The organism is Prochlorococcus sp. MIT2308 (assembly GCF_059772345.1).
The window spans coordinates 206259-224305 of record NZ_CM186283.1; the positions used below are offsets into that span (position 1 = coordinate 206259).

The window sequence follows — 18047 nt, forward strand, 5'->3', positions numbered from 1 at the left end:
AATATAGCTATATTTATTAATAAATAAATTATCCTTTAGATAGGTTTCTCCCCATACCTTGAGCTATACCTCTACCAATTAAACCAATAGATCTTCCAACAACTTTTGTGAGAATTAGAACTATTAAATCACCTAAGTATTGAATTATTGCTTGTACTTGTGGAGCCAATGCATCTCTTAGCTCTATTATAAATGCTATTTGTCTTTGGGCCCAGTCTAATTTCTTTAATTCATCATCTCTAGGTTCAAGTATGATAATCTTTTCAATCTTATTATTTTTTACTGTATAATATAATCTTTTGCTTTCGTATAATCTAACTGGCTTTTTGAATAGACTTTGAAGTTGATTATTTGTATTGATATGATTTCTTTTACGTTCGAGTTCTCTTGTTGAAACCAATTCCTTATTTAAAAAGTATTTACGCAATTCTGGCCATTCAGAACATGAAGATATAATTTCTTCACTAACTATTTCAGCTGTCCTGAATATCCAATTTAGAATCAAAGTTTCTAGTTGAATAATAGATCGAGGGTCTTCTATTGATAAATACTCTCCATCGATAAGCATCGGCTTATTATTTAATATTGGATCTATTATTAAAGCAATTGAAGGTAGTTCATCATCAAGTATTCCAAGCTCTGTATTATTTACTAGAAAGTCCGAAATGAAAACATCATCACCATTCTTATGAAGACGATCATATGAATCAATGAAATTGCGTAATGTATTAGAGCGTAATTCAGGAGTGATAGATTCTAAAATCTCTTCAAGTTCTTCTTTAAGATTATTTTTAGAATCAAGTTTTTTGATAACAATTGAAAATTCTTGTAAAAGAGTTTTCAAAAGATTAGTTCTTTTGCTTTTATTTAACGAATAAAGAGCTGTTAGTTCATCTGTAGAATTAGTCAGGTCACCTTGAAGTCTCTCCTTTACCCGCTTGTGTATTGCATTCCATAACTCATTAGTTGAGGGGTTTTTAATTGTTATGTCAGTACTATATTTATTAATTAGATTTATATTTTTCTTGCTATTAGTTTTGATTGGAGACTCTATTAATACCTCTAGAGGCCCCCATAACCAGATGATTAATCTCTTCGCTGTTAATAGCTCCCTTCTTCTACCTATTAATATTAAAAGATAAAATGTATTTATTGATTTGTTAGCTATCATCTGGTTTATCGTGTGTAGATCTTTATTTATTTGTGATATACCACTAGTTAATAACCAATGTCCTAATCCATATGAATTAGAAATTGAGTCTGCATTGTAATTCGATTCATTATTGATTTTAAATACTCTTCCTCCTCCAAGTAAAATATTGATTGTATCTCTTAAAAGTTCAATAGTAGGATCTTGAATAATTCCTTCACTACCAAAAGTCATCAAATCTGCAGATGATAATTTAATGTTTTTTGGTATTACAATTAAAATAGGAGCTTGATCCCATTTTTCTTTTAACTTAAAGATTTCTAGTTTGATTGAGTTTGAGAGTTCTACTTCTTCAAGGCAAAATAGAATAAGTTTTGGGAATCCAATTATATCTTTTTTGTCTAGGATTATTTCTAAATTATTATCCTGCGATGTTAGTTGCAAAGCCAAAGATTCGCCCAGAAGTGAAGGCGCTATCATTAAAATTTGTTTTGGTCTTCCTTCGATCAATTTAAATTTAAGAGCCTGTCCTTTTTAAGATAACTTGATTTAAGAATAGTTCCAGTCCTATTAAATAAATCGAAAGGACCAATAATTTTTTTAAATGTTAGACAAGAAATTTATCTTTATCATTTAATGAATCTTGAATAAGAAGATTTTTTAATGTTAGTATTGCCTCTTTTAAATCTATTGAGCCGTCATATAGTGCTCTGCCTACGATTATTCCTTCAATACCTTCATTCTCTAAATCTGCAAGGGAAATTAAATCAGCTATTGAACCTACCCCTCCTGAGGCAATTACTGGATTAATACTTGCCTCAGCTATTTCACTTAAGGCTTTTATATTTGGTCCTTCTAGAGTGCCATCAGTTGCAATATCGGTTGATATGATTGCAGCTAATTCAAGATCGTTAAGTTGTTTAGCTAAGGCTAAAGAAGATATTTCGCTTTGTTTTAGCCAACCTCGAGTAGCTACCATTCCCTCTTTAGCATCAATCCCTACTGCAACTTTTTTTGGATATTCTCTAGATAGATCTTTAACTAAATTCAGGTTCTCTATCGCAATTGTACCTAAAATAACTCTGTCTATCCCTATCCCAAATAATTCTTTTGCTCTATTAATGCTCCTGATACCACCACCAAGCTGAATGGGTATCGTAATGGATTTTTTTATTTCTTTTATTGTTCGATCATTTATGGGTTCACCAGTCCTGGCCCCATCAAGATCTACAAGATGTAGTCGTTTTGCTCCCTGGCTTTCCCAAGCCTGAGCTTGTCTTACTGGATCACTATTGAACTTAGTAACTTGATTGTAATTTCCTTGATTTAGCCGAACACATTTTCCATTCAGTAGATCTATTGCAGGTATGATTTCCATCAAGAATAAAATTATTACTATTCATCTAACATCATTTATGTAGCTCTGGGAGATTATCTATAGGCTTTAATATAATTTTTTTAATAATGTATCTTGAAAGTTCTTTTTTTCGGTGGAACTAGGTTTGTTGGAAAAGCTCTTGTCTCTAGCCTTCTATCAAAAGGACATGAGATATTTGTTTTTACGCGTGGAAATCTACCTGTACCAAAAAATATAAATCACATAAGGGGGGACAGGTCAGATGATGAGGATTTAAAAAAACTATCTGGTCATTCTTTTGACCTTATTGTTGACAGTTCTGGACGCAAGTTGGAGGATACACAAAGATTTCTTAAATTTTCTGGCCTTCCTGGTTTTAGATTTATCTATATAAGTTCTGCAGGAGTATATGACAACACACAATTATTTCCTGTTAGTGAAGAGAGTTTAATAGATCTTGAAAGTCGTCATATAGGTAAAGCAAAAACAGAGCATTGGCTTAAGATTGAAGGTATTCCTTTTACGAGTTTTCGTCCAACATATATATATGGCCCGGGTAACTACAACCCTATTGAAAAATGGTTTTTTGATCGAATAACTTATGGCCGATCTATTCCTGTTCCTTTTGATGGTCAAATTATCACGCAATTAGGACATGTTTCTGATTTGGCCGAAGCTATTTCTAAATCTCTTGAGACAGATAAAGCGATTAATCAAATTTATAATTGTTCAGGAAGTAAGGCCGTAACTTTCAAAGGTTTAATTGAAACAGCAATTAAAGCTACCGGAAATAAAGTCGATGATTTTCATTTACGTTCTTTTGATCCTTCAAAACTTGATCCTAAGGCGAGAAAACTTTTTCCTCTAAGATTAACTAATTTCTTTACGGACACTTCTAAAATAAAAAAAGATTTATCTTGGGAGCCTAAATTCGATTTGTTAAATGGTTTAATTGATAGCTATAAGAATGATTATCTTTTAGCTAATAATGAAGAAGTTGATTTTAGTTCTGATGAACTTCTTTTTGATTGACAACATACTTTATGGCAGAGCTTAAAGTAAGAAATAATGCTATCCAAAATAAAATATAGCCAATTGTATTAATAATATATAGGATATAAACTGTACCCCAACTTTTTGGCCATAGTAATAGGATTATACTGGTAAATTGAAATGTGGTTTTATATTTACCTTGAATTGAGGCTGGAGCACCTGAGGTTTTATCGGAACGCCAACTAGTTATTAAAAGTTCTCTAGATATTATTAACCATATAGTCCATAATGGTACTAGACCCTCATGGACCAACCATATCATTGGTCCAATTAGAAGTATCTTGTCTGCTAGAGGATCTAACTTCGCGCCAAAAACAGATTTGTGATCATATTTACGTGCAAAATAACCGTCAAGAAAATCAGTGAGACCCGCTATAAGAATTAGAAGAATAAAGATATAATTATTACCACTTTTAAGTGAAATAATTATTGGTAATCCTAGCAATAACCTTGAAATTGTCAGTCCATTTATGATTATGGGCCAAGTGATAAATCTTTTGAAATTAATAATTTTCTTGTCCATTCTATTTTGAATATTGGGAATTAGGTTTATTTAAAAATCCTTAAGTATGACTTGCTTAGACTCTATTGTATTATACTGGCTATCGATATAGTAGAGCCATGACTACATTTCTTATTTTTATGTTTTTTTTATCATTAGGAGCAATGGCATTTATCGTGAGAAAATTAGATCAAGAATAACATAAATATTATGCAACATTATTTTTATAATTTTTCTAAAGAAGTAGATATTTATAATTCATTAATTTAGTTGCATTGAAGACATAATAATACATTCTTTTTAATAAACTCTGTTTGTGATCTTTCAAGAGTTTCATTAAAATGACCTTTTAATTATTAACCGGTACTTTTTGAAAAGAAGTTAGAGATAATAACCTTAAGTGGTTATGTAAGATTATCCAAGTCTCATCTTCACATAAGTGTGTCTGATGAAAATTGTAGTGTATTTGGTGGGCACTTGCCCCCTGGAACAATTGTTCTCAAATCTTAAATTTCTTGATTGGAGACATGTCTGATCTTAGCAAGACATCAATAGTTCAAAATATAATCCTACAAGAGTTGATATTTATTTCCTTCCTGATTGTCCTTGGTCAGAGAGAGCTCTTAAGCTTCTAGACTTTTTAGTATAAAATACAACTCTTATGTAATTACAAAGATCAACAATACAAAATATTTGTAATAAAAAAATCTATTTCATTTTACCCACAAATATTTATAGATAATCAGTTTATTGGTGGTTATTCTGAACTTTCAAACATGTCTGTAAGAGGCGATTTGTTGAAAATTATTTCCTAATTTTATTGTAAATCTTTATTCAATATTTCTTTATTATTTTAAATATTTTTTTATTTATAGATATTATATATATTTCTAATTAGATGTTTTTTTGCTCATATTTATAGATTTATTATCTAATTACATTAGATTTATTATTATTAGAAAAATATATTTTATGGGCGATCTTTTGTCTATTAAACCTTTATGTAATTCAGATATTGATTTTGTTACTGAAATATCTAGAAAGGAAGGTTTTGCACCAGGAGTTGGTGATTTAGGTATTTATCAAAATACAGACAAACAGGGACTTTGGGTTGGTTGGTTGAATGGCAATCCTATTGGGTGCATTGCTGGTGTTAGATATAATCAAGATTATGGATTCCTTGGATTGTTTCTGGTAATTGAGAAGTATAGGGGTAGAGGTTTTGGTGTCCAGCTTTGGAAAAAGGCTTTAAGTCATTTAAGTGATTTACCTTGTGTTGGTCTAGAGGCGGCTCCAGAGAGAATCGCTGATTATTCAAAATGGGGCTTTACAATTTCCTCGAAAACAACCAGATGGCAATGGTTGGGTGACGGTAAATTACTTGAAGATAGTTATAGGAATGGTGATTTAGATCATTTTAGTTTTGTTGAAGGTTCCTTAATTCCACAAGATGCCGTAGAGAAATTCGACGAAAAAAGAGAAACAACTCCTAGACCTCATTTTTTATCAAATTGGCTTAATCATCCAGCTGGAAAAGTAATAGCAGTTATTGATAAAGAAAAACAATGTCATGGTTTTGGTCGAATCAGACCATGTCTTTTGCAAAATGGAGTTGGATGGAGAATTGGTCCTTTAATGGCTGATACTCCTGACCTCTTAAGAATTTTGTTGAAGAAATTAATAGAGAGTCATCCTGGTTTAGTAATTATCGATTCACCTGGACTAAATAAGTCAGCTTCTGAAGTATTTGAAAATTTAGGTTTTAAATCAGAATCTGAAACTTTCAGGATGTATAGAGGTTCTCAACCTCCTGTTTCAATGAGCGATGTATATGGTTTGGCTTGTTTGGAGTTAGGTTAAGACTTTTTTTATCCAATAGTGTTTGATTTTCCTCTGTGAATTTGCTTCTCTTCATTCAATTGTGTTTCCAATTGATCAATAAGTGCCGTAACTAATGATTGGAATTCTGGTTGGCAACCTCTGAAAGCAGCTTTATGTCTTATTGATTCGTTCCTTGTTCTTAGATCAGTTAGCATTAGCTGCAACGCATCAATTTTAGCGTTGGTGTTCATGGTGAATTTAGGTTTTGATAGCTAAATATTAAACGTCTTTATTGCCTTACTCATATTTGTTTTGGGATTCTCTTCGCTACTAGTAATCTCTATGATTTTTTCTATTGAATCTTTTGTTTTTAAAGCTTCAATACATACTTTGGCAACTAGTCTTCTGGGAATCGAGCCTTCTTCTTGAGTTTTTTCACCAGAAAACAAAATGTTCTGATTTTTTAAATTAGTTTCATTCTCATTCAAGCCTCCAGGTCGTATAACAGTCCAATCTAGCCCACTTTTTTGTAGAGATCTTTCACCTAATTTTTTCCATATAAGTATGAGACCAAATAAATTTAGAGGGTGTATCAATTTGCCTGCACAAAGTGAACTAACAAGAACAACCCGTCTTAACTTTTGCCTCTTGCAGCTTTCAATTTGTTTTTTGATATTTAAGTAATCTACTTTTGCTGGACCTGTTAAATCTATAGATGGCCTCGCACCTGTTGCGATAACAAGACTTTCACAACCTTGTAATGCATAATCAAGTGTGATTCCATTAGTGTCAGATAAAACGTACCTTTCACAACCTTCTATTGATTCAGGTATTTCAGATTGAGATCTAACTATTAATCTCACCTGATATCCAGATGATATTGCTTCCTCTGCCACTCTAAAACCTGTTTTACCTGAAGCTCCTGTTATGGCTAATTTCATTTGAATTGAATTTCTTTGATATGTTTCTAGCAAGAAATAGTCCTTTTTGTTGAGATAGTAAAATTAATAGATAATTATTAAGCCTTTGAACAAATAATTGGTTTCTTTCTATTTGGGTAAAGTTCCCTGCACAAGTTACAGATTTTACCGTTACATCCTCTCGCTGAGCAATATTCTCTTCCGTAAAAAATAATTTGTAAATGTAACTTATTCCAAAGATTCTTTGGAAATAATTTTTTAAGATCCATTTCGGTTTGGATAACATTTTTACCTGAGGTTAATCCCCAACGCTGAGATAATCTGTGTATATGTGTATCGACAGGAAATGATGGGACATTAAAGACTTGAGACATAACAACACTAGCTGTCTTATGCCCAACACCAGGTAGTGATTCAAGTTCCTGAAATGAATTTGGAACTCTATTATCGAAGTTTTCATAAATAATCTTTGATAAGTTATAAGTATTTTTTGCTTTGGTTTTTGCAAGACCTAGTTGTTTTATATAATTATATATTTTCTGTTCACCTAATTTATACATTTCTTCAGCAGAGCTGGCAACCTTGAAAAGATCTTTAGTTAATTCATTGACTTTCTTGTCGGTTGATTGTGCACTTAATACAACTGCTACGAGTAGTGTGAAACCATTTCGATGATCTAAGGGTATAGGTGTTTCAGGATATAATTCTTCAAGTCTCTTAATTATTATTTTTACCCTTTCATCTTTTCTCATGGCAGTATTAATAAAATTGTGTTTTAAAGTTAACTAATTAAAAACCTTTGGATCGAAGCCGCAGACTCTGATAAGAGAAAATAAGTATCATTTTATACTTGGCCCTATATTTTTTGTTCAATAATTTTTCCTTTTGTGGTCAGTTTGTTTTTAATAGTTTTCTTATGAATAGAATAGACAAAAAATAGTTTTGGTGAATACTGAATTAGAAATTCAAAATTTATGGCATGAGTTTAAACCTGATAAAAATGATAATTGGGTTTTAAAAGATATTAATTTATCTCTGAGACCTGGAGAAATGATTGGATTGTTAGGTCCCTCGGGCTGTGGAAAAACTACCCTTCTTAGATTGATAGCAGGTTTTGATAAGCCTAGACGCGGATCAATAAAAAAAAATGGGCAAACAATATCAACTAACCAGTATGTCCTTTCTCCTGAGAGAAGACAAATAGGTATGGTTTTTCAAGACTATGCGCTTTTCCCTCATTTAAATGTTTGGGATAATGTTTGCTTTGGCATTAACAAGAAAGAACAATCTATTAAAAGGGCCAACTGGCTATTAAATTTATTGGATATTTATGAGTTTAAAAAAAGATATCCACACGAACTCTCTGGTGGGCAGAGTCAAAGAGTTGCGTTGGCTCGTGCCCTAGCTCCTGGTACTTCTTTGGTTTTGTTGGATGAACCTTTTTGTTCTTTAGATGTTGAAGTTAGATCTAGATTGAGGTCAGAACTATCTTCTGTTTTAAAATCCTGCTCAGCATCTGCGCTTTTAGTAACTCATGACCCACATGAAGCATTGGCTATTTGTGATCGTGTTGCTGTATTAAGAAATGGTGAAATTCAACAATACGCAACACCCCTTGAGATGGTTTCAAGTCCATCAAATGATTTTGTAGCACAGTTTGTATTGCAAAAAAATATCTTGCCAATTCGATACTTTGATGATTCCTATTCTACATGTATTGGTAAATTGAATTTTCCTTCGGATACATCGATCTCATTAAATTCAGTTTGTGTCTTCGATCAAAATTCTATCAGAATTAAAGCTTGCATCAATGGTGTTTTTACCGTTATATCAAGAGAATATCGTATCAATTGTTTTGTCTATACTGTGATTAGTAATGGTCTAAAGTTAAGGTCGGAAATGAGCTTGGATGTATATTTATCTATTGGAGATAAATGCAAAGTTGAAACAATTCATGAAAAAAATTTTTTAATTCTTCCAGAAAATATTAAATCTAATTTCTAAATAGATTTAATATTCGGATGATTACATTCAAACTTTTTTCGCAATTGAGATTCATTATCAAATAATAAAAAATTAAATTTTATATTAGTGACAACAAAATGATACAAAAGGAGCTATCATTTATTTGGGGAAAAATTAATTTTTTGTCTCCTGACTTTGCTTTTTTGTGATGCAAGCAGCTACATCCAGTTCACTAGGTCTTCGCGTGGGTCCTTCCGGTCGTGCCATTGCGCAGCCGATGGATGTTGATCTTCTTGAGGCTCTTTGTCAACATACCTCTCTTGAAAGGGTTTCAAGTGCACAATATCTTGCTATGTCCCTTTGGTTCCTTGAGAGAGAACTTAGAGGGTTTGCTTCATTTTTTAAAAGAGAGTCTCTATCTGAGCAAGAGCATGGATTTAACTTCGCCAAATATATGATTGCTCGTGGTCAAACTGTTGAACTTGAAGAAGTGACTAAGCCAATACAAGAATGGAACACTGTTGAAGAATTAGTAACTTTGTCTTTCCAAATGGAGGCTGACGTAACAACCTCTGTTCAACAACTTTATTCTTTAGCTGAGAGATCTAATGATACTCGTACAACTGTATTCCTTGATCCTGTAATAGAAGAACAAATTAAATCAGAAGATGAAATGGCTTATTTGCTAGGTAAAGTCAAATTCTCTAACAATGATCCTTCTGCATTGTTCATTATTGATAATGAATTAAATGTAAAATAAACTAAATAAACTTATCTTCTAGTTTCATATTTGTTGAATCAAATCTGACCTTTTTGTTATTTCTAACAAAAATTGAAAAGATAAATCATTTGAATTTTTTTTGAACATATTTTCAGAAATTTTTAAAATTTTTAATCTATTTTTGTTCAACTTCTCAAGTTCCAAAATTAACCTTCTTGAGAGAATTTTGTTGTGACAAGTTTTTAGAGAGTTGTTTATATTTTTTGATCTACTTCTTATAAACTCTATCTCTTTGCAAAGTGATAGAACAATAGACTCAGAATAAGAGTATAAATATTGATTCATTATATCTAAGCAGTTAAAGGTGCTGTCTCAATAAACTCTGGCGAAAGACTTAGTGTTGGATCACCTGATGGTGCTTTTAGTAATTCAGCAGTTCTAAGCCTTGAGATTAAACGAGTAGAAGTGACTCTGGTAGATCCAATTAATTCTCCAATTCTTTCATGTGTAAGCCTGAAAGGTAACTTGCACCAGTCTCCACATCTTCTTCCTAGTCGATTAACTAGTAAAGCAAACAAGGCTTGAAGTCTTTGTTCAGCATTACCTAAGTGTCTAATTCTGAGTAGTTGCAGAGTCCACTCATTAACTGGATCATAACCTCCTGATTCTGTTGATGTTTCAGCGTCACTAATAAAGCAAAGAGGGGTTAAAGCTTCCACGCATACTCCTTCACTGCATAAACGGTCAGTTCTTAATTGGTCACCTGACTGTAAGAAAGCCAGAGTCATTCCTTCTGTCTCTTCGCAAGGACAGTAAACACGAGCTATACCGTCTATAACTTCTAGGCATGTATCTCCTCTTCTTGAGGATGGGTCTATAAGCACCGATTGACCGGTAGCCATCCTAACCGCTGATGATGGTGGCTCTGAGTAGCTTCTAAAGCTCATTGAATTTTTAAAGGAGCTTGAATTGATACCTAACTTACACAGGAAAAGATGCTTTTTGCAACCGATTCTCAATAGCAACAAGCTCTTGCGAGTTTTCGTGACTGTATGTATAAAAAGTCACATCAAAACGAAGTTAATTTTTCACTTTTTTAGTCTTCAGTTAGTCAATTGTGACATAAGTGTGATGAGGCTTGTATTTATTTCTACTACCAGATTGCATAAAAAAAAGACCCGCTTGCGGGTCTTTTTTCGTTAATGAAATCAAATCAATGATTAGCCATTAGTAATTTTTGCGTTTTCCATATTGTCGAACGCTTTACCAACACGTCTGAAGTCAAATCCCATAGCTCTTAATGCATGCCAGAGATGTCCCTGTATGAAGAAGAAGCCAAGATAGAAGTGAACGTTTGCCAACCAAGCTCTTGCTGTATGAGCCCCAGTTGCAAGTGATGCGTCGGTGTCAACAAAATAAGGAGCGAAATCAAACTTCAGTTGAAGTACATCTCCAAAAAATTCTGTTGAATAAACTGTTGTGTTTGTTGAACTCCAGAAAGCTGCAACAAGAGCACAGTAGCCAACACCAGCTAGTGAGTAAGAAAGAACTGCTTCTGCTGAAAGAAGTCCTTTACCTTTGAATTCTGTGTACTCACCAAATTGCTTAGTGATGATGTGGAATGCACCACCAATTATTTGGAAAAATGCTAGGAAAGCATGGCCACCCATAACATCTTCTAGACTTGTGATTTGAAGGAAATCAGCTTGGTGATTCCAGATCATTCCCAAATCTAGGTTGTAAGAAACTGTACGAGTAGCTCCTAAAGCAGTATCCCAAATACCATGATATTGAGCCCATTCAACGAATTGAATGTTTGCCAAACCTAGGAAAATAAGGTGGTGACCAAGAATAAATGTAAGTTTGTCTGGATCGTCCCACTCGAAGTCAAACTTTTTAGGACGACTTCCTTCAGGATAATTTCCTAAATCACCGTCATATCTTGTTGAGTGAAGAATTCCACCAGCACCAAGAACACCAGAGAAAATCAGGTGAAGTACAGCAATAACTGTGCAACCATAAGGCTCAGTTATTACTCCGTTTTCGATTCCACCTATTCCAAGTTGTGCAAGGTGAGGCAAGCAAATCAAGTTTTGATTACCCATCGCGACGGATGAGTCATAACGAGCTAGCTCAAATAAAGTGAACGCACCTGCCCAGAACATCATCAAACCAGCATGGGCAGCATGCGCAGCGATGAATTTTCCGGAGCGATTGGCCGTCCCTGAATTACCCGCGTACCAGTCATAGGTAACGCTAGGATTCCCGTAGGTCTGCACGAGAAATAAACAAAGAACAGTAAGAGGATATATTTATAGGTCTTTAAGTTCCATATCCCTTCACATTGCTTATTGAAATTGTAGGTTTTGTACATATTTCAAGAACATCTGCTACTTAATATGATCTTCGTGTTATGGGTCGATTTTGTATGCAAAGTCCCTATAGTCACTATGATGTTTGCCTATAGTGAAGGTTAAATTTCATGTTTAACCTTCAAACTTTGTTATTTTGAAAACAAAGACAAATCCATGAATTACAAAAATATCATCGAAGAGTTTCTTGAAAGTGAAAATATTTTTCTCGATAAAAGAAAAACCCTTATAGTTTTACTAGGCTCTTTTGCTGATTTTGACAGTTTTGAATATGCGCAACAATTATCTGGTCAAGTAAAGAGACTGAATGAGAATTCGGTTGATTTAATGTTGGTTGGTATTGGTAGTGAAAAGTCTAAAGAGTTTTTTTGTAGGTTCAATAAGATAGATACTGAAAATGTTATTGCCTTAAGGAATGCAGACCTTCATAAAAAACTAAATCTCAATGTTGGATTTGTCTCGCAACTTCCTTCAATAATTAATTTATTGATCATGTGTGCTGGTATAAATTCCAAAGGTACAATTAAGGAGGTTTTAAGAGGTTACTTGGGTGATAGAAATTCTAAGAGCTTATTTAACTATGATGAGGATATAAAAATAGGACCTTTTTATTTATTTAAAGGCAAAATGTTTGATATCTTTTCTAAAAAACAAAATTTACGTCCTTTTGAGCTTGCCACCAGGCGACTTATGAATATGGTTGAAATTCTTTCAAATTGGAATATATACGTTCCTGACCCGTCTTTTTTAACACAGAGAGGGGCAACAATATTTTTCAATGAAAAAGATGAGATTATATATAACTTTGTATCTGAGAGTTTATTAGGCTATTCAAGTAATATGAATTCGCCATTATCATTCTTAGATAAAAATTTGACTTAAAAAAAAAAACTAATGATATCAAATAAATGCTTAGTTTGTGGAAGCTATAATTTGAGGGCTGATCGTTCATTGTCTGGAAGATTGGTATGTAATTCATGTGGAACACCCTTTGGCGTTAGAAGATCAGGAAATAATAAAATAAATAATTTTGATATTCCTTTGTTTAGAAATAAGTATTTTTTCTTTATTTGCATATTAATTGTTTCTTTTATTCTTGTGATAATTTAGTTATCTAGAGGAATGCCTCTCCAGTATCCATTTTGTTTAACTATATTTATTGATATTTCAAAAAGATCACTAATTATTTTTGAATTTATTATGTCATTTGGGTCACCTTCTTTGATGATCTTTCCTTTTTTTATTAGAATAACTCTATTAGTTTTAGGTAGAATTGATTCTAAGTTATGTGTAACATAAACTATATTTACTGAGTTTTTGATTAATTTATTTAAGTTTTTATTTAATAAAAAATTTGACTTTATATCTAAATTACAAAATGGCTCATCTAGAACTAATATAATTGGTTCGTAAACAAGAGCTCTAGCTAGTAAAGCCCTTCTTTTCTGTCCATCAGATAATGTAATAAAATCATTGTTAATAATATTATCTAGTTCCCATTCATTTATTAGATTTTCTACTTTAATTCTTTGTGTTTCTGTAAGAAATTTTGAATATCTGGAATTAAATGTCCCAGAAAATCCTGATATGATTACATCATAAAGATTAACTCCATTATTTACTCTTTGCTCCATTTCTTTGAATAGAAATCCAATTCTTTTTCTTACATCCCAAATATTTATGTTTTCCATGCTGAAGAGTTTTAACGAGCTTTCTTTTCTAGAAATTGGATAAATGGATCTATTTAATAACTTTAAAAAGGTTGATTTACCGGAACCATTTGGGCCTAAGATTAATGTATTTTCACCATAGTTTAGATTTAGATTTATATTCGACAGTATTTCTGTTTGATCAATATGTACATTAATATTTTTAAAACTAGCCCAGGCTAATAAATTTTTTTTAGAATCAACTCCCATTTATATAGTATTTAAAGTTATAATTCACCTCTATTAAATGAATAACAGAATAAAACTTATTGGGAATAATAATCTAGTTAAAAGCTTGATAATTAATTTTCTATTATTCTTTATAGCCATATTAGGATTTTCTGGTGGATATAGCATGCCTCTGTCTTCATGAACTGAATTTGTTAATGAATTAGTTGGATGTAAATCCCATGGCTTTTCCTTGTTTAATGCATTTTGGAGCCAATCCCAGTAATATTGAACCATCTTATCTTCACCTAATAACTTAACATTATCTTTTTGTATATAACCCATTTGCTCATTAAATGTTTGGGTTTTCAATACTAGATAATCTTCTGAAAAGATTTTATAAAATGTCCTTCTTTGTAGATTGCTAAATAAAACTAAGGTTGTAAACAGTTTGTTTTTTAAAAATTTCCTGTAATGTCTAACTATCACTCTCGCTTTATTGTTTCCTAGTGGAATATGATCAAGAACCTGAATATATCTTGTGCTTTCTGGCGACCCCTTATATATAAAAATTCTGCCTGGAGGCACAAACTTTATTCTTATAAACTCTTCTTGACCGTTTGTTTTGTATGAGTAGATACTTTCTATTTGCCTATTATCTCGTTTAATTTTTTGATTAAAACTTGTTATAGTATCTCTGTTTACATTTTTGTCGGGGATTGTGTCTCCGTGCATCCAGAATACATGTAATATATCTAAGTGATTTTCAATAATTCTAGCCCAATCCGCTTTAAAATCTACATATACCTCTTCATATTCATATTCCAAAGAAGGAAATCCATAAGAATCAGGAAGTAAGCTATTTATTGAATACTTTATTTCGAAGTCTTCAATGTTAGCAAGTGGTGTTCCCGTGTAATAAATGTAGATATAACCTTCTTTTTCAACACATGGATATTGAAAAAGTTTTATGCTTTTTGCATAGTTATCATAATTAGAATCAATAATATGCTGACAAGTTATTCTGTCTAAATTTGTACAACTCCCTTGAGATGAGAATCTAGCACCATGATAAGGGCAAACAAGTTGACCGTTTATAACTTCACCGCCTAAAAAAGAAGCTCCTCTATGAGGGCATACATCCTTTACACATCTAACAATACCCTCTCTATCACGATACAAAACGAGTGGCTCGTTATAAATCGTGAAGTGATTTAATTTTCCATCTTTTATCGACTCGCTACTAGATACTGAATACCAACCTAAAAGTCCATTCGTTAATTGATTGGAGGGTTTTGAAGCAATATTTTCTAATTCATTAACATTTTCTTTCTCATTAAAAGTAGATCTAATGAGATTATTAGTCTCATATTCAAATGAATTATTATCTTTTCCTTTTTCTTCTTTCATAACCGAGTAGATCTTCTAGTGAGATGAAAATTGTCTCATTAAAAGAGTATTCTCCTTATGTGCTTAAAGACTCAAAAAAAATAGCACCTAATGCCTTCGAGTATCGATTAAATTTACATAAAAAAACTTGAACGTATTTTCAACGTTCAAGCACGTACGGTTGGGTCTTTTCTGTTTTATAAAAATCTATTGCTCAAAGGGTTTTGGGAGAAAGCTCTATGCTTGATACAAATTCAGATGCTTCTTCAATATCATTGCAGAATTTACATGTGCCAAGGTAGCAACCTAGATATCTCATAAAAGAACTTTTTCCTCCAGAAAGTTGATATTTATGAATAGTGCCTCCCTGCGGGGTGGCTTTTACAAGTTGAGGTAAAGTAGGCATTAAATTTTTTCACTTTCCCATAATTTGCTTTTGAAATTCCTCTAGAGCAATAGGTAGTTGTACCAAAAAAGGGAATACAGATTGTTCTTTATCTTTTTTTTATTTTTGCCTGTTTGTTTCGACTAATCCGCGTAACCGTCATCGTCTTCTGTATTGACAATTCTAGGGGTGTTTTTCATATGTTCATCCCATGGATGAACATATGAATCTTTGTCAGAGTAGACTTCACTTTTCAACTCTTCTAGCAAGGTCTCGAGCTGTTTGATGATTCTCTTTAGATTATCTTTTTTCATAAATATAGATTGGGTTTAGACTTCTTTATATTATAGTAAGTTCTTTTTCTGATTGATTGGTTAACTTTATTTATAAATTTATCAAAAATAAATAATTGTATAATTCCTATTATTGAATATATATCATTTATAGTTTATTAACAAGAATAATTTTTGATACTAAAATCCAAAAAAAAATTATTTTAATAATTTATAGAATAAATACTAGAATGATTTTTGTAACCTTGTCTTTTTTTAATTTAATGAAATCAGTTTATCTCTTTATAAATCTAATTAAAAAATTTCTTAAATTTTTTAATTAGATTTTATTTTCCTTCTCGACTCGTATTTATATCCAATAAAAAGTAAAGTCATAACCCTTTTCTTCTCTATATTTTTCACCTTTTGTATGATTGTAGCAATCAAATATTTCTTTAAATTTATTTTCCATCTCATGTTTAAATGATTATCCCCTTTTTCACCTAAATAGTATTTTTGAAAGTGATTATTTCATGATTTTTCTATTTAGCCTTTCTACACAATATATTATTTATCTTTTCATTTGATTTCTTGATGATTTCAATTTGTTTTGTATTATAATCCGTAAATTATAATAACAGTTCTGTATTATATATAAATATTTTTATGTTTTTTGTAAATTCTATTTTCTTCAAAGGGCTTTTTTATAGCTACTTTCAGGCTCGAATGGATTATGTATAGGAGTTCTTAAAATGTCTATAAGCCAATTATCTTTTCTTACTACCTTTGTTAATAATTAGCTCGCTTGGATGGCCATTTATTGTGTCTTTTTTATTAGTCCTCTAGAAAATCCTGAATTTTTATATATGCATTTTACTATTGTTTAAGTGTAAGATAGATGTACTTGCTAAGGTTTCAGCGATATTCATAAATACTGTCTTCTCAGGCTTTATTTAATTGCGAGTGGGGAAGGTCTGATCTTCCGACCTTCGTGTTGTGAGTCGGTAGATATTTTTAATAGATTCATCGCAATAACTGGTTAGTCATTTGTCTGTATCCTTGAGTGTGTTTGGACTAAAAAAATGAATTAAGCTATAACTGCAATCTTCCGTTTCCTTTTCTTTATAATTTTTTTCTTATTAAGCATAAAAAATAGCATTAAAAAAACCAGTCAAAGACTGGCTTCTTAATTGGTGGCGGGGGGAAGATTTGAACTTCCGACCTTCGGGTTATGAGCCCGACGAGCTACCAGACTGCTCTACCCCGCGTAGCTTTTAAAGCATACATCTTTATGCGACTAAAAAGATCGATTTGTTTGAGTTAAGGGATCTTTAATTTTCCTTCAACTTCGAAATATATTCCAGGTTTTTTTTGGAGAGTGATCTCATCAAGTTCCTCTATCGCTGATGGGGTGATCCATTCAAGCTGACGAAGGAGATGAATGGCTACTGCATGCTTTGCTCTTTTCGATCCATCTTCTACCTTTATAGAGAGTCCAATTCCTTCACCCAATAGGCCTATACATTGAATACCTTCACTTCCTCCTTTGCTTATTATTTTCTTATGACCTCTTTTTATTAATTCAGAATCAAAATATCCTTCCCCAGCTACTAGGTCTGGGTTCTGAGTCATTGCGCGAGTTATTTTTTCAAATTCTGGCTGGTCTGATCTGGATAAATGTGCATATAAAATAGCCATCTGTGACAAACGTAAAAGTAATGTTGGCGCTCCACAATCATCTCTTTCCGCAATTAATTCCTCAACTGGTATTTTCAATAAATCAGAAACTCTTCTGAATATTTCTTTCTGAAGGGGATGATGTCCCATTAAATAGCTATCTAGATCCCAGTTCATTTTCTTGCAAGTTGCCAGAAATGCCGAATGTTTTCCTGAACAGTTGTGTTGAAGCCTGCTTTTTTTATCTTGAGGGATGGGGCATTTGAGTTCTTCTATATCTATGTCAGCATTCCATAAGAGTTTGAAAGCTGTTCTAGCTTGATTAGCAGTTCCACAATGTGAACCACATGCAAGAGCCAAGGTTCTATTATCTAAGTTGAATTTTTCTGAAGTTCCACTCGTAAGAAATGGCAATGCCTGGAAAGGTTTCAATGCTGACCTTATAAAAGTTTCATATTCACTCGAACCTGCTTTCATTAATATCCTGCCTTTCGTATCACAAATTGAGGCGTGAGCTCTATGAATTGATTCAACGCTTGAACCTCTTTTTACGAGGACTTTCATAGAATTTAAGTTGTTACTTTCT

19 protein-coding genes and 1 tRNA gene are annotated in these 18047 nt (G+C 32.3%); 7 read left to right on the top strand and 13 right to left on the bottom strand.

The genetic code is table 11. From position 1 onward, the window contains the following. Positions 1 to 28: 28 nt before the first annotated feature. Both AC6EIW_RS01060 and hisA read right to left on the bottom strand, forming a co-directional pair. Positions 29 to 1630, bottom strand: a complete 1602-nt coding sequence (locus AC6EIW_RS01060) for a DUF3685 domain-containing protein (protein WP_498520793.1) — start codon at positions 1628 to 1630, stop codon at positions 29 to 31. Positions 1631 to 1757: 127 nt separating this feature from the next. After that, the gene (gene hisA / locus AC6EIW_RS01065) at positions 1758 to 2528 is read right to left on the bottom strand and encodes a 1-(5-phosphoribosyl)-5-[(5-phosphoribosylamino)methylideneamino]imidazole-4-carboxamide isomerase (protein WP_498520794.1); all 771 of its coding nucleotides are present in this window, start codon (positions 2526 to 2528) and stop codon (positions 1758 to 1760) included. A gap of 93 nt (positions 2529 to 2621) precedes the next feature. Between hisA and AC6EIW_RS01070 the strand changes: the two genes are divergently transcribed. Beyond that, positions 2622 to 3539, top strand: coding sequence for an NAD-dependent epimerase/dehydratase family protein (locus AC6EIW_RS01070; RefSeq protein WP_498520795.1), 918 nt, complete (start codon positions 2622 to 2624; stop codon positions 3537 to 3539). Here the strand turns inward: AC6EIW_RS01070 and pgsA are convergent. Then, positions 3511 to 4083 carry a CDP-diacylglycerol--glycerol-3-phosphate 3-phosphatidyltransferase gene (gene pgsA, locus AC6EIW_RS01075; protein ID WP_498520796.1) on the bottom strand — a complete coding sequence of 191 codons (573 nt, stop codon included), beginning with the start codon at positions 4081 to 4083 and terminating at the stop codon, positions 3511 to 3513. The two genes, AC6EIW_RS01070 and pgsA, sit on opposite strands and share 29 nt — an antisense overlap. Before the next feature lie 369 nt (positions 4084 to 4452). Between pgsA and AC6EIW_RS01080 the strand changes: the two genes are divergently transcribed. Together AC6EIW_RS01080 and AC6EIW_RS01085 are read left to right on the top strand one after the other, a co-directional pair. After that, positions 4453 to 4572 carry a PCC domain-containing protein gene (locus AC6EIW_RS01080; RefSeq protein ID WP_498521594.1) on the top strand — a complete coding sequence of 40 codons (120 nt, stop codon included), beginning with the start codon at positions 4453 to 4455 and terminating at the stop codon, positions 4570 to 4572. Positions 4573 to 5034: 462 nt separating this feature from the next. After that, a complete protein-coding gene (locus AC6EIW_RS01085; RefSeq protein WP_498520797.1) occupies positions 5035 to 5922 on the top strand; it encodes a GNAT family N-acetyltransferase in 888 nt (295 codons plus the stop codon). A gap of 8 nt (positions 5923 to 5930) precedes the next feature. Here the strand turns inward: AC6EIW_RS01085 and AC6EIW_RS01090 are convergent, their stop codons facing one another. The 3 genes from AC6EIW_RS01090 to nth all read right to left on the bottom strand — a co-directional run bounded on the left by AC6EIW_RS01090 (position 5931) and on the right by nth (position 7555). Then, entirely contained in the window at positions 5931 to 6134 is a 204-nt protein-coding gene (locus AC6EIW_RS01090) for a hypothetical protein (protein ID WP_498520798.1), read from the bottom strand. A 21-nt stretch (positions 6135 to 6155) separates the two neighbouring features. Further along, entirely contained in the window at positions 6156 to 6824 is a 669-nt protein-coding gene (locus AC6EIW_RS01095) for an SDR family oxidoreductase (RefSeq protein WP_498520799.1), read from the bottom strand. 77 nt (positions 6825 to 6901) lie between these two features. Then, entirely contained in the window at positions 6902 to 7555 is a 654-nt protein-coding gene (nth, locus tag AC6EIW_RS01100) for an endonuclease III (protein WP_498520800.1), read from the bottom strand. A 193-nt stretch (positions 7556 to 7748) separates the two neighbouring features. Between nth and AC6EIW_RS01105 the strand changes: the two genes are divergently transcribed. Further along, positions 7749 to 8807 (top strand): ABC transporter ATP-binding protein, encoded by a 1059-nt coding sequence (locus AC6EIW_RS01105; protein ID WP_498520801.1) that lies wholly within the window; start codon positions 7749 to 7751, stop codon positions 8805 to 8807. A 169-nt stretch (positions 8808 to 8976) separates the two neighbouring features. Next, positions 8977 to 9528 carry a ferritin gene (locus AC6EIW_RS01110; RefSeq protein ID WP_498520802.1) on the top strand — a complete coding sequence of 184 codons (552 nt, stop codon included), beginning with the start codon at positions 8977 to 8979 and terminating at the stop codon, positions 9526 to 9528. Between the two features lie 311 nt (positions 9529 to 9839). On the opposite strand, the gene AC6EIW_RS01115 is transcribed toward AC6EIW_RS01110, so the two are convergent. Continuing rightward, the gene (locus tag AC6EIW_RS01115) at positions 9840 to 10436 is read right to left on the bottom strand and encodes a Crp/Fnr family transcriptional regulator (protein ID WP_498462599.1); all 597 of its coding nucleotides are present in this window, start codon (positions 10434 to 10436) and stop codon (positions 9840 to 9842) included. 273 nt (positions 10437 to 10709) lie between these two features. Beyond that, positions 10710 to 11768 (bottom strand): chlorophyll a/b binding light-harvesting protein, encoded by a 1059-nt coding sequence (locus AC6EIW_RS01120; protein WP_269605384.1) that lies wholly within the window; start codon positions 11766 to 11768, stop codon positions 10710 to 10712. 249 nt (positions 11769 to 12017) lie between these two features. Here AC6EIW_RS01120 and AC6EIW_RS01125 point away from each other — a divergent pair, with 249 nt between their 5' ends. Together AC6EIW_RS01125 and AC6EIW_RS01130 are read left to right on the top strand one after the other, a co-directional pair. Continuing rightward, positions 12018 to 12743, top strand: a complete 726-nt coding sequence (locus AC6EIW_RS01125; RefSeq protein WP_498520803.1) for an AhpC/TSA family protein — start codon at positions 12018 to 12020, stop codon at positions 12741 to 12743. Between the two features lie 12 nt (positions 12744 to 12755). Further along, positions 12756 to 12971, top strand: a complete 216-nt coding sequence (locus AC6EIW_RS01130; protein ID WP_498520804.1) for a hypothetical protein — start codon at positions 12756 to 12758, stop codon at positions 12969 to 12971. On the opposite strand, the gene AC6EIW_RS01135 is transcribed toward AC6EIW_RS01130, so the two are convergent. The 5 genes from AC6EIW_RS01135 to AC6EIW_RS01155 all read right to left on the bottom strand — a co-directional run bounded on the left by AC6EIW_RS01135 (position 12968) and on the right by AC6EIW_RS01155 (position 18025). Then, entirely contained in the window at positions 12968 to 13780 is an 813-nt protein-coding gene (locus tag AC6EIW_RS01135) for an ABC transporter ATP-binding protein (protein ID WP_498520805.1), read from the bottom strand. The genes AC6EIW_RS01130 and AC6EIW_RS01135 overlap by 4 nt on opposite strands. A 33-nt stretch (positions 13781 to 13813) precedes the next feature. After that, positions 13814 to 15148: a Rieske 2Fe-2S domain-containing protein gene (locus AC6EIW_RS01140; RefSeq protein ID WP_498520806.1), complete on the bottom strand. Its 1335-nt coding sequence runs from the start codon at positions 15146 to 15148 to the stop codon at positions 13814 to 13816. Between the two features lie 193 nt (positions 15149 to 15341). After that, positions 15342 to 15533 carry a hypothetical protein gene (locus AC6EIW_RS01145; RefSeq protein ID WP_498520807.1) on the bottom strand — a complete coding sequence of 64 codons (192 nt, stop codon included), beginning with the start codon at positions 15531 to 15533 and terminating at the stop codon, positions 15342 to 15344. Positions 15534 to 16975: 1442 nt separating this feature from the next. Continuing rightward, positions 16976 to 17052, bottom strand: a tRNA-Met gene (locus AC6EIW_RS01150). Positions 17053 to 17104: 52 nt separating this feature from the next. Continuing rightward, positions 17105 to 18025, bottom strand: a complete 921-nt coding sequence (locus AC6EIW_RS01155; RefSeq protein WP_498520808.1) for an asparaginase — start codon at positions 18023 to 18025, stop codon at positions 17105 to 17107. Positions 18026 to 18047 lie beyond the last annotated feature (22 nt).

What these genes read in the sequence shown, in the direction of transcription:
- AC6EIW_RS01060 (WP_498520793.1), bottom strand. Translation starts at nt 1,630, where the DNA reads ATGATAGCGCCTTCACTTCTGGGCGAATCTTTGGCTTTGCAACTAACA.
- hisA (WP_498520794.1), bottom strand. Translation starts at nt 2,528, where the DNA reads ATGGAAATCATACCTGCAATAGATCTACTGAATGGAAAATGTGTTCGG.
- pgsA (WP_498520796.1), bottom strand. Translation starts at nt 4,083, where the DNA reads ATGGACAAGAAAATTATTAATTTCAAAAGATTTATCACTTGGCCCATA.
- AC6EIW_RS01085 (WP_498520797.1), top strand. Translation starts at nt 5,035, where the DNA reads ATGGGCGATCTTTTGTCTATTAAACCTTTATGTAATTCAGATATTGAT.
- AC6EIW_RS01090 (WP_498520798.1), bottom strand. Translation starts at nt 6,134, where the DNA reads ATGAACACCAACGCTAAAATTGATGCGTTGCAGCTAATGCTAACTGAT.
- AC6EIW_RS01095 (WP_498520799.1), bottom strand. Translation starts at nt 6,824, where the DNA reads ATGAAATTAGCCATAACAGGAGCTTCAGGTAAAACAGGTTTTAGAGTG.
- nth (WP_498520800.1), bottom strand. Translation starts at nt 7,555, where the DNA reads ATGAGAAAAGATGAAAGGGTAAAAATAATAATTAAGAGACTTGAAGAA.
- AC6EIW_RS01110 (WP_498520802.1), top strand. Translation starts at nt 8,977, where the DNA reads ATGCAAGCAGCTACATCCAGTTCACTAGGTCTTCGCGTGGGTCCTTCC.
- AC6EIW_RS01115 (WP_498462599.1), bottom strand. Translation starts at nt 10,436, where the DNA reads ATGAGCTTTAGAAGCTACTCAGAGCCACCATCATCAGCGGTTAGGATG.
- AC6EIW_RS01125 (WP_498520803.1), top strand. Translation starts at nt 12,018, where the DNA reads ATGAATTACAAAAATATCATCGAAGAGTTTCTTGAAAGTGAAAATATT.
- AC6EIW_RS01130 (WP_498520804.1), top strand. Translation starts at nt 12,756, where the DNA reads ATGATATCAAATAAATGCTTAGTTTGTGGAAGCTATAATTTGAGGGCT.
- AC6EIW_RS01135 (WP_498520805.1), bottom strand. Translation starts at nt 13,780, where the DNA reads ATGGGAGTTGATTCTAAAAAAAATTTATTAGCCTGGGCTAGTTTTAAA.
- AC6EIW_RS01140 (WP_498520806.1), bottom strand. Translation starts at nt 15,148, where the DNA reads ATGAAAGAAGAAAAAGGAAAAGATAATAATTCATTTGAATATGAGACT.
- AC6EIW_RS01145 (WP_498520807.1), bottom strand. Translation starts at nt 15,533, where the DNA reads ATGCCTACTTTACCTCAACTTGTAAAAGCCACCCCGCAGGGAGGCACT.
- AC6EIW_RS01155 (WP_498520808.1), bottom strand. Translation starts at nt 18,025, where the DNA reads ATGAAAGTCCTCGTAAAAAGAGGTTCAAGCGTTGAATCAATTCATAGA.